This window comes from Mycobacterium cajalii (genome assembly GCF_045809005.2).
Lineage (GTDB): Bacteria > Actinomycetota > Actinomycetes > Mycobacteriales > Mycobacteriaceae > Mycobacterium.
Genome location: NZ_CM141436.1, coordinates 3,471,014 through 3,487,525, shown reverse-complemented (window position 1 = coordinate 3,487,525; position 16,512 = coordinate 3,471,014). Strand labels below are relative to the sequence as shown.

General features: G+C 71.0%; 3 protein-coding genes and 1 pseudogene. 3 read left to right on the top strand and 1 reads right to left on the bottom strand.

The genetic code is table 11. The features are described from left to right. Window positions 1–85 precede the first annotated feature (85 nt). A pseudogene (gene lnt / locus ACJ512_RS16500) lies at window positions 86–2,700 on the top strand (apolipoprotein N-acyltransferase). Window positions 2,701–2,719: 19 nt separating this feature from the next. Here the strand turns inward: lnt and rbpA are convergent. Continuing rightward, complete coding sequence (gene rbpA, locus ACJ512_RS16495; RefSeq protein WP_407689244.1) at window positions 2,720–3,055, bottom strand: RNA polymerase-binding protein RbpA; 336 nt, start codon at window positions 3,053–3,055, stop codon at window positions 2,720–2,722. Window positions 3,056–3,247: 192 nt separating this feature from the next. Here rbpA and ACJ512_RS16490 point away from each other — a divergent pair, with 192 nt between their 5' ends. Beyond that, window positions 3,248–3,598, top strand: a complete 351-nt coding sequence (locus ACJ512_RS16490) for a hypothetical protein (RefSeq protein ID WP_407689245.1) — start codon at window positions 3,248–3,250, stop codon at window positions 3,596–3,598. 397 nt (window positions 3,599–3,995) lie between these two features. Continuing rightward, window positions 3,996–16,502, top strand: coding sequence for a type I polyketide synthase (locus ACJ512_RS16485; protein WP_461479768.1), 12,507 nt, complete (start codon window positions 3,996–3,998; stop codon window positions 16,500–16,502). The last annotated feature ends 10 nt before the right edge of the window (window positions 16,503–16,512 follow it).

Sequence of the window (16,512 nt, the reverse complement as noted above, 5' to 3'; positions counted from 1 at the left end):
GCCGGCGGGCGAACCCGAGCCCCAGCCCGTCCCTGCCGGTCCGGCCCTGGCCGCACGCCTGGGCGCCGCGACGCGCCGGGCCGCGCTGGGGCTGGGTGCCGCGGTGCTGGCCCGGCTGCCCGCGGTCCGGGCCGCGATGATGCCCAGGCTGCCCCGGTTGCTGCTGGCCGTCGCGGGCGGCTTGTTGCTGTGCGCGAGCTTTCCGCCCCTGAACTGGTGGTGGGCCGCCATCATCGCCGCCGCGCTACTGGCCTGGGTGCTCACGCACCGCGCCACGACACCGGTCGGCGGCCTGGGCTACGGCTTCCTGTTCGGGCTGGCGCTCTACCTGCCGCTGCTGCCGTGGATCAGCGCTCTGGTGGGCGCCATGCCCTGGCTGGTGCTGGCGACGACGTGCGCGTTGTTTCCGGGCCTGTTCGGGTTGTTCGCCGTCGTGGTGCGCCGGCTGCCCGGCTGGCCGATCTGGTTCGCCGTGCTGTGGGCGGCCCAGGAGTGGTTGAAGGCGAACTACCCGTTCGGGGGCTTCCCGTGGGGGTCGGTCGCGTTCGGTCAATCCGACGGGCCGTTCCTGCCGCTGGCCCATCTCGGCGGGGTGGCGCTGCTGTCGACGGCGATCGTGCTGGTGGGGTTCAGCGCCACGGCGATCGCGCGGGAGATCGTCGCGTGGTGGCCGCGGGGCGGCCGGGCGCAACCCCGCGCCGGCCACGAAGCCGACCGGCCGCCCGCCGTCGTGTTGCCGGGCGTGTGCATCTGCGTGGTGTTGTTGGCCGCGGTCGCGGTCTGGCCCCAGGTGCGGCACGCCGGGACCGGCGCGGGTGGGGAACCGGCGGTCACCGTCGCGGCGGTGCAGGGCAACGTGCCGCGGCTGGGTCTCGGTTTCAACGAGCAACGGCGCGCGGTGCTGGACAACCACGTCCGGGAAACGCTGCGGCTGGCCGAGGACGTGCGGTCAGGGGTCGCTCCGCAACCCCAGTTCGTGATCTGGCCGGAGGATTCGTCGGACATCGACCCGCTGGTCAACGCCGACGCCGCCCAACAGATCGCGAAAGCCACCACCGCCATCCACGCGCCGATCCTCGTCGGCACCGTGCTCGGCATCCCGGGCCGCCCGGCAGACGACCCCGAGTACACCAACACCGTGATCGTCTGGAACCCCGTCACCGGTCCGGCCGACCGCCACGACAAGGAGATCGTGCAACCGTTCGGCGAGTACCTACCGATGCCGTGGCTGTTCAGGCACCTCTCCGGGTACGCCGGCCTGGCCGGCCACATGGTTCCGGGCCGAAGCAGCGGGGTCGTGCACATCGGCGGGGTGCCGGTCGGGGTGGCGACCTGCTGGGAGGTGATCTTCGACCGTGAGCCGCGCGAAGCGGTGCTGCACGGCGCCCAGCTGCTGGCCGTGCCCAGCAACAACGCCACCTTCAACAAGACGATGAGCGAGCAGCAACTCGCGTTCGCCAAGGTTCGGGCCGTGGAGCACGACCGGTTCGTCGTGGTGGCCGGCACCACCGGGGTCAGCGCCGTGATCGCGCCGGACGGCGGCGAGCTGGTGCACACGGAGTTCTTCGAACCCGCCTATCTGGACATACAGGTGCGGCTCAAGACCCGGCTGACGCCAGCAACCCGGTGGGGTCCAACCCTGCAATGGGTTCTGGTCGCAGTGGCCGGGGCGGTCGTCCTGGCCGGGATACGGCACAATGGGTGGTTCCCGCGTCCGATTCGGCTCAGGTCCAGACCGGTCGACCCGGACGACGCACCGCCTGACGAGGGCGGTTCGGACACTTCGCAGGACCCCCCGCCCGACGACGGCGGCGACCAGGTCCCGCCCGGCGAGGGCAGTGACTAGACTCCGCTCCACCGGAGCGGCCGACAACCGCGTTATTTCGGGCGACACAGAGGAGCTAAATGACCACCGCCCAGCCGGCGCCGCAGGCCCCGGGCAACCGTCCGAGCCAGCGCACGCTCGTGATCATCCCGACGTACAACGAGCGGGAGAACCTGCCGTTGATCCACGACCGGTTGACGAAGGCGTGCCCGGGAGTGCACCTGCTCATCGTCGACGACAGCAGCCCCGATGGCACCGGCCGGCTCGCCGACGAACTGGCCGCCGCCGATCCCGGCCGCACGTTCGTGCTGCACCGCACCGCCAAGGACGGCCTGGGCGCCGCGTATCTGGCGGGTTTCGGCTGGGGCCTGAGCCGCGACTACTCGGTGCTGGTGGAAATGGACGCGGACGGCAGCCATGCGCCCGAACAGCTGCACCGTTTGCTGGATGCCGTCGACGCGGGTGCCGACCTGGCCATCGGCTCGCGCTACGTCGCCGGGGGGACCGTCCGGAACTGGCCGTGGCGGCGCCTGGCCCTGTCCAAGACCGCCAACACCTATTCGCGGATGGCGCTGGGCATCGGTGTCCACGACATCACCGCGGGTTACCGGGCCTACCGCCGCGAGGTCCTCGAGAAGATCGACGTCGACCGCGTGGAATCCAAGGGTTACTGCTTCCAGATCGACCTGACCTGGCGTACCGCGTGCAACGGGTTCGTCATCGTCGAGGTGCCGATCACCTTCACCGAGCGCGAACTCGGCGTCTCGAAGATGAGCGGGTCCAACATCCGTGAGGCGCTGGTCAAGGTCACGCGCTGGGGCATCGAGGGTCGTACGGCACACGCCTGCGGGACACGCGCTCCCGACCGCGCCTGACGCCTCACCCCGCGCCGCGTCAGCCGCGCCGGCGCGACCTGATCAACTCGAGCCGCTCTTTGAGCAGTTCTTCGAGTTCTTCGACGGAGCGGCGCTCCAGCAGCATGTCCCAGTGGGTGCGCGGCGGCTTGACCTTCTTCGGCTCGGGCAGGTTGCCCTCGATCAGGGTGCCCTCCATGCCGTTCCGGCACAGCCAGGTGCCGGGGATGTCGGCGTCGTCGGCGAACGGAACCTCGAACTCCTCGCCGTTCTCGGTGCGGTACCGGGCTATCTGACGCGGCGCCAGGTCGTGGTTGCGGTCGGTCTCGTAGCTGACGGCGCCGAGGCGACTACCCCGCAGGACTCGATCAGCCATAGGTGCTACTCCTTTGGACCTCTGAGCTCTCGTGGGCTCTGTGGTGGCAGTTCTCTCGGACGTCTCTTCGCATGGCAAACGTGGCGACGGCCAGGGTAGTTCCCCGGGCCGTGCGCGAGGGGCGCGCGACGCAGCCTCCCATGATACCCGCACAGCGGCTCGACAAGCGTTGAGCGGGTTAAAGTCGCAGGCGTGACCCGCCGCGACCGCCCCCAACCGTGCCGCTGGTGCGGTCGAGACGTCGCCGATGCCGGGATGGGCCGCCGTCGCCAGTACTGCCGGCAGTCCTGCCGGCAGCGGGCATACGAGCAGCGTGCGTCGCTGAGCCGTGCCGGGGGCGGCGCGGTGCCCGAGGACGCCGTGGTCCTGTCGGCCGACGACGCGGCGGACCTCGCTGACCGGGTCTATCAGGTGCGTTGTGCGGCCGAGGACGTCGCCACCGCGCTGGACGAGGGTGCCGGGGCAGCGGAACTTCGCGAGCTGTGCGACACGCTGATCACAGCCGCCCGGGCCGCCGACGGCTGGCGCCGGGTGGGGGCCTGACCGTGTCCTTTGTCGCCCGGGCACCCGATTGCCCGCGTAACCACCTTCGGCCGCCGGCCGGGTACAGTCGCGCCATGGACGGCGCGCCGAATATGTCCCCGTTTCCGGGGGTCAGCGGGACGAATCAGTCACCGGGCAGGCCGGCGCGCGCCATCGCATGCACTCGGCTGCCTTCCACATGTCGATGCCGGTCCTCCTCGAGAAGCCGGGAGTATCGGACGTTTTGAAATCCTGCCGGAGTTGGCCATACTCACCAGCGAACTTGGGTCGGAGAGCAGCACGACGTTGGTCGCAAAGACCATGACATCGCGTCGTACGGCAGCTCCCGTGACTCGGCGAGAGCCGCATCCGGCGGGCCACAGCCACCAAAAGGCGAGGGTTAGGGCGAGGGATAGTGATGGTTGATCAACTCCAGCATGCGACCGAGGCGCTGCGTAAAGCGCTGGGGCAGGTTGAACGCTTGAAGCGGACCAACCGCGCGTTGCTGGAAAGGTCGAGCGAGCCGATCGCGATCGTCGGTATGTCGTGCCGTTTCCCCGGCGGGGTCGACACCCCGGAAGACCTGTGGCAGATGGTTGCCGACGGCCGGGACGTCATGTCGGATTTCCCGACCGACCGCGGTTGGGATCTGGCCGGATTGTTCGACCCCGACCCCGACGCGCGCCACAAGACTTACACCCGCACCGGCGGGTTCGTCGAGGGCGTCGCCGACTTCGATCCCGGTTTCTTCGGGATCGGCCCCAGCGAGGCGCTGGCCATGGACCCCCAGCACCGGATGTTGCTGGAATTGTCCTGGGAAGCGTTGGAGCGGGCCGGCATTGACCCGGGCGGGCTACGCGGCAGCGCCACCGGCGTGTTCGCCGGCCTCGTCGTCCAGGGCTACGGGATGTTGGCCGAGGAGGTCGAGGGCTACCGGCTGACCGGCATGACGTCCAGTGTGGCGTCGGGGCGGGTGTCGTATGTGCTGGGGCTGGAGGGCCCGGCGGTGTCGGTGGACACGGCGTGCTCGTCGTCGCTGGTGGCGTTGCACATGGCGGTGCAGTCGCTGCGCGCGGGGGAGTGCGACCTGGCCCTGGCCGGCGGCGTCACCGTCAACGCCACACCCGCGGTTTTCGTGGAATTCAGCCGCTGGCGCGGATTGTCGGTCGACGGCCGCTGCAAGCCCTACGCCAACGCCGCCGACGGGGTCGGCTGGTCGGAGGGCGGCGGCATTCTGGTGGTGGAGCGGCTGTCGGATGCGCGACGCCTGGGTCATCCGGTGCTGGCGGTGGTGCGGGGTTCGGCGGTCAACCAGGACGGGGCCTCCAACGGGCTGACCGCTCCCAACGGGCCGTCCCAGCAGCGGGTGCTGCGGGCGGCGCTGGCCAATGCGGGGCTTTCGGCGGGCGACGTCGACGCGGTCGAGGGCCACGGCACCGGGACACCACTGGGCGACCCGATCGAGGCGCAGGCCTTGCTGGCCACCTACGGGCAGGACCGCGACGAGCCGCTGTGGCTGGGGTCGGTGAAGTCCAACATGGGTCACACGCAGGCCGCGGGCGGGGTGGCCGGGGTGATCAAGATGGTGTTGGCGATGCGCCACGAGATGCTGCCCGCGACATTGCATGTCGATGAGCCGAGCGCGCACGTGGATTGGTCGGCGGGCTCGGTGTCGTTGTTGACCGAGGCGCGAGCCTGGACGGGCGAGGGGCGGCCCCGACGGGCGGGGATCTCGTCGTTCGGGATCAGCGGCACCAACGCGCACGTGATCCTGGAGGCCGCCCCGGCGTCCGAGAGCGTGCCGAGTCCGCGGCCGCCGGTGGTGCCGTGGGTGGTCTCGGCGAAGTCGGCGACGGCGCTGCGGGCCCAGGCCGCGCGGTTGGCCGAGCATGTGGCCGCGCACCCCGACCTCGACGTGGCCGATGTGGGGTGGTCGCTGGCGGGCCGGTCGGTGTTCGAGCATCGCGCGGTGGTGGTCGGTGCCGACCGGGACCGGTTGCTGGCCGGCCTCGACGAGCTGGCGCGCGACGACCTGGCCGGTTCGGTCGTGCGGGGCAGCGCCACACCGACGGGCAAGACCGTCTTCGTGTTCCCCGGCCAGGGCTCCCAATGGCTGGGGATGGGCGTCGAATTGCTCGCCACGGCACCGGTGTTCGCGCAGCACATGGCCGCGTGCGCGGACGCATTCTCGGAGTTCGTCGACTGGTCGCTGATCGACGTGCTGCGCGGGGCGCCGGGCGCCCCGGGCATCGACCGCGTCGACGTCGTGCAGCCGGCGCTGTTCGCGGTGATGGTTTCGCTGGCCGAGATGTGGAAGTCGGTCGGCGTCAACCCGGACGCCGTGATCGGCCACTCCCAGGGCGAGATCGCCGCGGCCTACGTCGCCGGGGCGCTGTCCCTGCGCGATGCCGCCCGCGTGGTGACGTTGCGCAGCAAGCTGTTGCGGTCACTGGCCGGTCCCGGTGGCATGGTGTCCATCGCCTGCGGCGCCGAACGGGCGCGGGAATTGTCGGCGCCCTACGGTGACCGCGTCGGCATTGCTGCCGTCAACGGCCCGGCGGCGGTGGTGGTCTCGGGCGAAGTGGGCGCGCTGGAGGATCTGATGCGGGTCTGCGCCGGCCAGGAACTGCGCACCCGCCGGATCGATGTGGACTATGCGTCGCATTCGGTCGAGGTCGACGCCATCCGTGCGGAACTCATCGAGGCGCTGTCCGGTATCGAACCGCGTTCCACGCGCACCGCCTTCTTCTCCACGGTCACCGGAAGCCGTTTGGACACAGCGGGTCTGGACGCCGAGTATTGGTATCGCAACATCCGTCAGACGGTGCAGTTCGAGCAGGCCGTCCGCAGCGCCTGCGAACACGGGTATCGCGCGTTCATCGAATCCAGTCCACATCCCGCCCTGATCGCCGGGCTCGAAGACATCGGTAACGACTGCGCCGGTGGTGACGCCCAGGCGATCGTGGTGCCCACCCTGGGCCGCGAGGAGGGCGGGCTGGAGCGCTTTTTCGCGTCGGTCGCCGCCGCATTCGTGGCGGGTGTGGGCGTCGACTGGCGCGGCGTACTGGACGGGGCGCACCTCGTCGAGCTGCCGACCTATGCCTTCGAGCGGCGACGGTTCTGGCTCTCGAACGAAGGCTTCGGGGCCGACGCCGCCGGTCTGGGCCTGGGCGCGGGCGATCACGCCCTGCTCGGTGCGGTGGTGGAGTTGCCGGCCTCCGGCGGGGTGGTGCTCACCGGCCGGCTGGCGCCCGGCGCGCACGAGTGGCTGGCCGACCACGCGGTCTCCGGGGTGTCGGTGTTCCCCGGTACCGGCTTCGTGGAGTTGGCGATCCGCGCCGGCGACGAGGTCGGCTGCCCGGTCGTCGAGGAGCTGACGCTGCGGGCGCCGCTGCTGTTGCCGGCTCCCGGAGAGTCCGCGGCGCTGCAAGTCGTGGTGGGCGCCCCCGAGGATTCGGGACGGCGCAGCGTTTCGGTGTATTCCCGCTCCGACTCGGCCCCGGGTTCGGGTTGGGTGTGCCACGCCGAGGGCGTGTTGAGTTCGGGGGCGGTCGCGCCGGGCGCGGACCTGTCGGTATGGCCGCCGGCCGGCGCCGTCGCCGTGGATCCGCGCGGCGGGTACGAGCGGCTGGCGGCCCGCGGATACGAATACGGCCCGGCATTCCGGGGATTGACCGCGGCGTGGGTTCGCGGCGACGAGCTGTTCGCCGAGGTGCAGTTGCCCGATGCCGCCGGTGGTGTCAACGGATTCGGGGTACACCCGGCGCTGCTCGACGCGGCGCTGCACGCGCTGGTCGTGGCGGACGGGGCTGCCGGCCGGTCCGCCTCCCCGACAGCGGAAGTGCTGCTGCCGTTCTCGTGGCAGAACGTGTCGCTGCACGCGGCGGGTGCGACGGGGGTGCGGGCCCGGATCGCGCCCGCCGGACAGTCGGCCGTATCCATCGAGCTCGCCGACGGGTTGGGCTTGCCGGTGTTGTCGGTGGGTGCGATGGTGGCCCGCCCGGTCAGCGATCAGCAGCTGCGGGCGGCGGTTTCGGGTTCGGGTCCCGACCGGCTGTTCGAAATGATCTGGTCGCCGGCCGCGGCGACGACGCCGGCCAAGAACGAACTGCCCTCTTACGAAGTCTTCGAATCCGTTGCGGCCGAATTACTCCCGCTGTCCGACGTCTACGCGCGCACGCACCAGGCGCTGGCCGCCGTGCAGTCCTGGGTCACCGAGCGCGACTCCGGCGTGCTGGTGGTGTCCACCTGGGGTGCGGTGGCGTTGCCGGGGGAGGACGTCACCGATTTGGCGGGTGCGGCGGTGTGGGGGTTGGTGCGTGCGGCGCAGACCGAGCATCCCGGCCGGATCGTGCTCGTGGATGCCGATGTGCGGCTGGATGATTCGGCCGTGGCCGCGGTGCTGGCGGTGGGCGAGCCGCAGGTGGTGCTGCGCGAGGGAACGGTGTACACGGCCCGGGTGCACGGCAGCCGCGCGGCCGGGGGCGTGCTGGTGCCCCCCGGTGACGGGCCGTGGCGACTGGGCCTGAGCAGTGCCGGCACGTTCGAAAACCTGCAACTGGAACCGGTCCCCAACGCCGATGCGCCATTGGAGCCGGGCCAGGTTCGAGTCGCCGTGCGCGCCGTCGCCGCCAACTTCCGCGACATCATGGTCACCCTGGGCATGTTCACCCACGACGCGCTGCTCGCCGGCGAAGGAGCCGGCGTGGTGGTCGAAGTCGGCCCGGGGGTCACCGAATTCGCCGTCGGCGACTCGGTGTTCGGCTTCTTCCCGGACGGCAACGGCACGCGGGTCGCCGGCGACGTCCGGCTGCTGCTTCCGATGCCGGCCGACTGGTCCTACGCCGAAGCCGCCGCCATATCCGCGGTGTTCATGACCGCGTACTACGCCTTCGTGCACCTCGCCGACGCCCAACCGGGCCAGCGGGTGCTGATTCACGCCGGCACCGGCGGGGTGGGGATGGCCGCGGTGCAGTTGGCGCGGCATCTGGGCTTGGAGGTGTTTGCCACGGCCAGCAAGGGCAAGTGGGACACCTTGCGGGCGATGGGTTTCGACGACGATCACATCTCGGATTCGCGGAGTCTGGCGTTCGAGGAGAAGTTCCGTGCGGTCACCGGTGGCCGTGGTTTCGATGTGGTGCTGGACTCGCTGGCCGGTGAGTTCGTGGATGCGTCGCTGCGCTTGGTGGCCCCGGGTGGGGTGTTCTTGGAGATGGGCAAGACCGACATCCGCGACCCGCAGGCGATCGCCGAGGAGTACCCGGGGGTGCGTTACCGCGCCTTCGACCTCTTCGAACCCGGCCGCGTCCGCATGCACCAGTACATGCTCGAACTCGCCGAGTTGTTCGAGGCGGGGGTGCTGCGGCCGTTGCCGGTGACGACGTTCGACGTGCGGCGCGCCCCGGCGGCGTTGCGGTATCTGAGCCAGGCCCGTCATGTCGGCAAGGTCGTGATGACCATGCCGGGGGCGTGGGCCGCTGGCACGGTGCTGGTGACCGGTGGCACGGGGATGGCGGGTTCGGCGCTGGCGCGGCACGTGGTGGCCCGGCACGGGGTGCGCCACCTGGTGTTGGTGAGCCGGCGCGGGCGCGAGGCGCCGGGGGCCGCGGAGTTGGTGGCCGAGTTGGGTGCGGCCGGTGCCGAGGTGCAGGTGGTGGCCTGTGATGCGGCCGATCGTGAGGCGTTGGCGAAGGTGATCGCCGATATTGGGGTGCAGCATCCGCTTTCGGCCGTCGTGCACGCCGCCGGGGTGCTCGACGACGCCGTGGTGACGTCGTTGACGCCCGAGCGTGTGGACGCGGTGTTGCGGGCCAAGGTGGATGCGGCGTGGAACCTGCACGAGTTGACCCGCGATCTGGATGTGTCGGCGTTCGTGCTGTTCTCGTCGCTGGCCGCGCTGGCGGGCTCCTCGGGGCAGGCCAACTACGGTGCGGCCAACTCGTTCCTGGATGGGTTGGCCGCGCACCGGCGGGCCCATGGCCTGCCGGCGATCTCGCTGGGCTGGGGTCTGTGGGAGCAGGCCAGCGCCATGACCGGGGGGCTGGGCACCACCGGACGTGCCCGCCTGGGCCGCGACGGAATCCTGGCCCTGTCCTCCGAAGAGGCGCTGGAGTTGTTCGACACCGCGCTCATCCTCGACGAGCCGTTCGTCGCACCCGCCCGCATCGACCTCGGCGCGCTGCGAGCGCACGCCGCCGTGGTCCCGCCGATGTTCAGCGAGCTTGTCGCCGCGCCCACCCGCCGCCAGGTCGATGACTCGCTGGCCGCCGCGAAATCGAAATCGGCTCTGGCGCAGCGTCTGCACGGGCTGCCCGAATCCGAACAGCAGGCCGTCATGTTGGACCTGGTGCGATCCAACATCGCCACCGTGCTGGGCAACGTCAGCCCCGAGGCCGTCGACCCCGACAAGGCCTTCCAGGAACTGGGTTTCGACTCGCTGACCGCGGTCGAGATGCGTAACCGGCTCAAAACGGCGACCGGACTGGCGCTGTCGCCGACCCTCATCTTCGACTACCCGACCCCCAACGGGCTGGCCAGGTACATGTGCGCCGAAATCGCCGGTGCGCCACAGGAAGTCACCCACGCACCGGCGGTGCGCGCCACCGGCGACGATCCGATCGCGATCGTCGGCATGTCGTGCCGCTATCCGGGCGGGGTGAATTCGCCCGACGACCTCTGGGCCATGCTGGTGGAGGGCCGCGACGTGCTCAGCGAGTTCCCCAGCGACCGTGGCTGGGACCTGGCCGGGCTGTACAACCCGGACCCCGACGTCCCGGGCGCCTGCTACACCCGCACCGGCGGGTTCGTCGAGGGCGTCGGTGACTTCGATCCCGGTTTCTTCGGGATCGGCCCCAGCGAGGCGCTGGCCATGGACCCGCAACAACGCATGTTCCTCGAGCTGTCCTGGGAAGCGTTGGAGCGGGCCGGGATTGACCCGGGCGGGCTGCGCGGCAGCGCCACCGGCGTGTTCGCCGGGGTGATGACGCAGGGTTACGGCATGTTCGCCGCCGAGCCGGTGGAGGGCTTCCGGTTGACCGGCCAGCTCTCGAGCGTGGCCTCGGGGCGGGTGTCGTATGTGCTGGGGCTGGAGGGCCCGGCGGTGTCGGTGGACACGGCGTGCTCGTCGTCGCTGGTGACGTTGCACATGGCGGTGCAGTCGCTGCGGGCGGGGGAGTGCGACCTGGCCCTGGCCGGCGGCGTCACCGTCAACGCCACGCCCGACATCTTCGTGGAATTCAGCCGCTGGCGCGGATTGTCGGTCGACGGCCGCTGCAAGGCCTACGCCAATGCCGCCGACGGCACCGGTTTCTCCGAGGGCGGCGGGATGCTGGTGCTGGAGCGGCTGTCGGATGCGCGGCGCCTGGGTCATCCGGTGCTGGCGGTGGTGCGGGGTTCGGCGGTCAACCAGGACGGGGCCTCCAACGGGCTGACCGCTCCCAACGGGCCGTCCCAGCAGCGGGTGCTGCGCGCGGCGCTGGCCAACGCCGGCCTGAGCGCGGCCGAGGTGGACGCGGTCGAGGGCCACGGCACCGGCACGACGCTGGGCGACCCGATCGAGGCGCAGGCCTTGCTGGCCACCTACGGGCAGGACCGCGACGAGCCGCTGTGGCTGGGGTCGGTGAAGTCCAACATGGGTCACACGCAGGCCGCGGCCGGGGTGGCCGGGGTGATCAAGATGGTGTTGGCGATGCGCCACGAGATGCTGCCCGCCACGCTGTACGTCGACGAACCGAGCGCGCACGTGGATTGGTCGGCGGGCTCGGTGTCGTTGTTGACCGAGGCGCGAGCCTGGACGGGCGAGGGGCGGCCCCGACGGGCGGGGATCTCGTCGTTCGGGATCAGCGGCACCAACGCGCACGTGATCCTGGAGGCCGCCCCGGCGTCCGAGAGCGTGCCGAGTCCGCGGCCGCCGGTGGTGCCGTGGGTGGTCTCGGCGAAGTCGGCGACGGCGCTGCGGGCCCAGGCCGCGCGGTTGGCCGAGCATGTGGCCGCGCACCCCGACCTCGACGTGGCCGATGTGGGGTGGTCGCTGGCGGGCCGGTCGGTGTTCGAGCATCGCGCGGTGGTGGTCGGTGCCGACCGGGACCGGTTGCTGGCCGGCCTCGACGAGCTGGCGCGCGACGACCTGGCCGGTTCGGTCGTGCGGGGCAGCGCCACACCGACGGGCAAGACCGTCTTCGTGTTCCCCGGCCAGGGCTCCCAACTGCTCGGCATGGGCAGGGACCTGCACGCCGAATACCCGGTCTTCGCCGAGGCCCTCGACGCCGTCGTGGCCGAACTCGACCGGCACCTGCTGCGCCCGCTGCGCGAGGTGATGTGGGGCCAGGACGAGAACCTGCTGAACACCACCGAATTCGCCCAGCCGGCTCTGTTCGCGGTCGAGGTGGCGTTGTTCCGGCTCCTCGAATCCTGGGGCGTGCGGCCCGACTTCGTCATGGGTCACTCGGTCGGCGAACTCTCCGCCGCGCACGTCGCCGGCGTCCTGTCGCTGCAGAACGCGGCGGTGCTGGTGGCCGCCCGGGGCCGCTTCATGCAGGCCCTGCCGGCGGGCGGGGCGATGTTCGCCGTGCAGGCCACCGAGGAGGAAGTGCGGCCGCTGCTGGGCGACCGCGTTGGCCTCGCCGCAGTCAACGGGCCGGCCTCCGTGGTGATTTCGGGCGCCGAAGACAGCGTGGTCGCGATCGCCGAGCGGTTCCGCGGGGAAGGCCGCCGAGTGCACCGGCTGGCCGTCTCGCACGCCTTCCACTCACCGTTGATGGAGCCGATGGTCGACGAATTCGGGGCGGTCGCCGCCGGGCTCGCCACCGCGGGGGCCGGCATCCCGATCGTCTCCAACGTGACCGGGCAACTGGCCGCAGACGACTTCGCCTCGCCGTCGTACTGGAAGCGCCACATCCGCGAAGCGGTCCGGTTCGCCGACAGCATCCGGTTCGCGCACTCCGCCGGGGTGACCCGATTCCTGGAAGTCGGCCCCGGCGGCGGCCTGGCAGCGGCGATCGAAGAGTCGCTGTCCGACGCGCCGGTGCTGACGGCGTCGGTGCTGCGCAAGGATCGCCCCGAGCCGGCGACGCTGGCCAACGCGCTCGCGCAAGGGTTCGTCACCGGCATGGATGTGGACTGGCGCCGCGCGATCGGAACGGCCAACCTCGTCGAACTGCCCACCTACGCCTTCGAGCGGCGCCGGTTCTGGCTCTCCGCCGGTGGTGGGGCCGCCGACGCCGCCGGTCTGGGGCTGGGCGTCAGCGAGCACCCGCTGCTGGGCGCGGTGGTCGACTTGCCGGCATCGGGCGGGGTGGTGCTCACGGGCCGGCTGTCGGCCGCCACGCAGGGCTGGCTGTCCGATCACGCCGTCGGTGGCACCGTGCTGTTTCCCGGCGCGGGATTCGTGGAGTTGGCGATCCGCGCCGGCGACGAGGTGGGCTGCGCAGTCGTCGAGGAGTTGAATCTGGCTGCGCCGCTGATTCTGCCGGCAGGACCCGCTGGCGGCTCGGTCGCGGTGCAGGTGGTGGTCGGCGGCCCCGGCGAGTCGGGCACGCGCACGGTCTCGGTGTTCTCGCGCGCCGAAACGAGCACCGCCTGGCTCCTACACGCCGAGGGTGTGCTGGGTGCGGGATCGGTCGAGCCCGGCGCGGACCTGTCGGCCTGGCCGCCGGCGGGGGCCGTACCGGTGGACATCGGCGAGGGCTACGAGCTTCTGGCCCGACGCGGCTACGGGTACGGGCCGGCATTCCGTGGTCTGACCGCGATGTGGCGGCGCGGCGACGAAGTGTTCGCCGAGGTGGCCCTGCCGGCCGACGCCGGGTTGTCCGTGGCCGGCTTCGGAATCCATCCGGTCCTGCTGGATGCGGCGCTGCACGCGGTGATCCTGGCTTCCAGGGAGGGCGAGTTGCCCGAGGGCTCGGTGCTGGTGCCGTTCTCCTGGCAGCGCGTCTCGTTGCACGCCGCGGGCGCGGAGGCGCTACGGGCGCGCATTGCGCCGTCGGGTCCGTCGGCGATGTCGATCGAGCTCGCCGACGGGTTGGGGTTGCCGGTGCTGTCGGTGTCGACGATGGTGGCGCGGCCGGTCAGCGATCAGCAGCTACTGGCGGCGGCTTCGAACTCGGGCCCGGATCGCATCTTCGAGGTCGTCTGGTCCGCGCAGCCCCCGGAGGAGGTGCGGCCGGTCTCGGTGTTCGCTTGGGGCACAACAGTCTTCGATACCACCGAGGTCGAGCCCGCGGCGTATCTGTTCGACTCTCCGCCGGTGAGCGGCGACGTCGTAGCGGACGTCTACGCGGCCACACGTGCCGTGCTGAACGTGCTGCAAACGTGGTTGGCCCGCAACGGGGCGGCGACGCTGGTGGTGTCGACCCGGGGTGCGGTGGCGTTGCCGGGGGAGGACGTCACCGATTTGGCGGGCGCGGCGGTGTGGGGGTTGGTGCGTGCGGCGCAGACCGAGCATCCCGGCCGGATCGTGCTCGTGGATGCCGATGTGCCGCTGGATGATTCGGCCGTGGCCGCGGCGCTGGCGGTGAGTGAGCCGCAGGTGGTGCTGCGCGAGGGGACGGTGTACACGGCCCGGGTGCGCGGGAGCCGCGCGGTCGGCGGTGTGCTGGTGCCCCCGGGTCAGGGGCCGTGGCGACTGGGCATGAGCGGTCAGGGCACGTTCGAGGATGTCAGGCTCGAGCCCATCCCCGACGCCGACGTGGCGTTGGCGCCCGGGCGGGTTCGCGTCGCACCGTCGGCCGTCGCCGCCAACTTCCGCGACGTCATGATCGCACTGGGCCTCTACCCCGACCCCGACGCGGTCATGGGCGTCGAGGCCTCCGGCGTGGTGGTCGAAACCGCCTCCGGCGATGGGCGTTTCGCGGTGGGCGACCGCGTGATGGGGCTGTTCCCGGAAGGCACCGGGACGGTCGCCGTGACCGATCAGCGGCTGCTGGTGAAGGTGCCTTCGGGTTGGTCGCACACCGCCGCGGCGACCACATCGGTGGTCTTCGCCACCGCCTACTACGCGCTGACGGATCTGGCTTCGGTCAAGGCGGGTCAGCGCATCCTCGTGCACGCCGCCGCGGGCGGGGTGGGGATGGCCGCGGTGCAGTTGGCGCGGCATCTGGGCTTGGAGGTGTTTGCCACGGCCAGCAAGGGCAAGTGGGACACCTTGCGGGCGATGGGTTTCGACGACGATCACATCTCGGATTCGCGGAGTCTGGCGTTCGAGGAGAAGTTCCGTGCGGTCACCGGTGGCCGTGGTTTCGATGTGGTGCTGGACTCGCTGGCCGGTGAGTTCGTGGATGCGTCGCTGCGCTTGGTGGCCCCGGGTGGGGTGTTCTTGGAGATGGGCAAGACCGACATCCGCGATCCGCAGGCGATCGCCGAGGAGTACCCGGGGGTGCGTTACCGCGCCTTCGACCTCTTCGAGGCCGGCCCCGACCGCATCCAGCGGATACTCGCCGATTTGACCGAGTTGTTCGAGGCGGGGGTGCTGCGGCCGTTGCCGGTGACGACGTTCGACGTGCGGCGCGCCCCGGCGGCGTTGCGGTATCTGAGCCAGGCCCGTCATGTCGGCAAGGTCGTGATGACCATGCCGGGGGCGTGGGCTACTGGCACGGTGCTGGTGACCGGTGGCACGGGGATGGCGGGTTCGGCGCTGGCGCGGCACGTGGTGGCCCGGCACGGGGTGCGCCACCTGGTGTTGGTGAGCCGGCGCGGGCCGGAGGCGCCGGGGGCCGCGGAGTTGGTGGCGGAGTTGGGTGCGGCCGGTGCCGAGGTGCAGGTGGTGGCCTGTGATGCGGCCGATCGTGAGGCGTTGGCGAAGGTGATCGCCGATATTCCGGTGCAGCATCCGCTTTCGGCCGTCGTGCACGCCGCCGGAGCGCTCGACGACGCGGTCGTCACCTCCCTGAACCCCGAGCGGATGGATGTGGTGTTGCGGGCCAAGGTGGATGCGGCGTGGAACCTGCACGAGTTGACCCGCGACCTGGATGTGTCGGCGTTCGTGCTGTTCTCGTCGCTGGCCGCGCTGGTGGGCTCCTCGGGGCAGGCCAACTACGGTGCGGCCAACTCGTTCCTGGATGGGTTGGCCGCGCACCGGCGGGCCCATGGCCTGCCGGCGATCTCGCTGGGCTGGGGTCTGTGGGAGCAGGCCAGCGCCATGACCGGGCGACTGGCGACCGTCGACTTCGCCCGCTTCGCCCGCGACGGCGTGGTGGCCATGTCGTCGGACGAGGCGCTGGAGTTGTTCGACACCGCGCTCATCCTCGACGAGCCGTTCGTGTTGCCGGCACACATCGACCTCGCGGCACTGCGGACCAAGTTCGACGGGGGCACGCTGCCGCCGATGTTCGTGGACCTGATCAACGCGCCCACCCGGCGCCAGGTCGACGACTCGCTGGCCGCCGCGAAATCGAAATCGGCTCTGTTACAACGCCTCGAAGGCCTGCCCGAGGACGAGCAACACGCGGTGCTGCTGGATTTGGTGCGTTCGAGTATCGCCACCGTGCTGGGCAGCGCCAGCCCCGAGGCGATCCATCCCGACCAGGCGTTCCAGGAACTGGGTTTCGACTCGCTGACCGCGGTCGAGATGCGCAACCGGCTCAAGACCGCGACTGGACTGGCGCTGTCGCCGACGCTGATCTTCGACTACCCCAACTCCGGCGCGCTGGCCGGTTACATGCACCGCGAACTCGTGGGAACGTCCGGGCAAGCCGCCCCGGCCGCGACCCCCGGAGAAGACGAAATCCGGCGGGTGGTGGCGTCGATCCCGATCAAGCGTCTGCGCCAGGCGGGGGTTCTGGAGCTGTTGTTGGCGTTGGCCGATGAGTCCAACGGCAGCGAGGTCGGAGTCGGGGGCCAGCCCACGTCGGCCGCGACCACGGCGAAGAGCATCGCGGACATGGATCTCGACGACCTGGTCAACGCCGCATTGCTGGACAACGATGAGTAGCCGGGGCGGT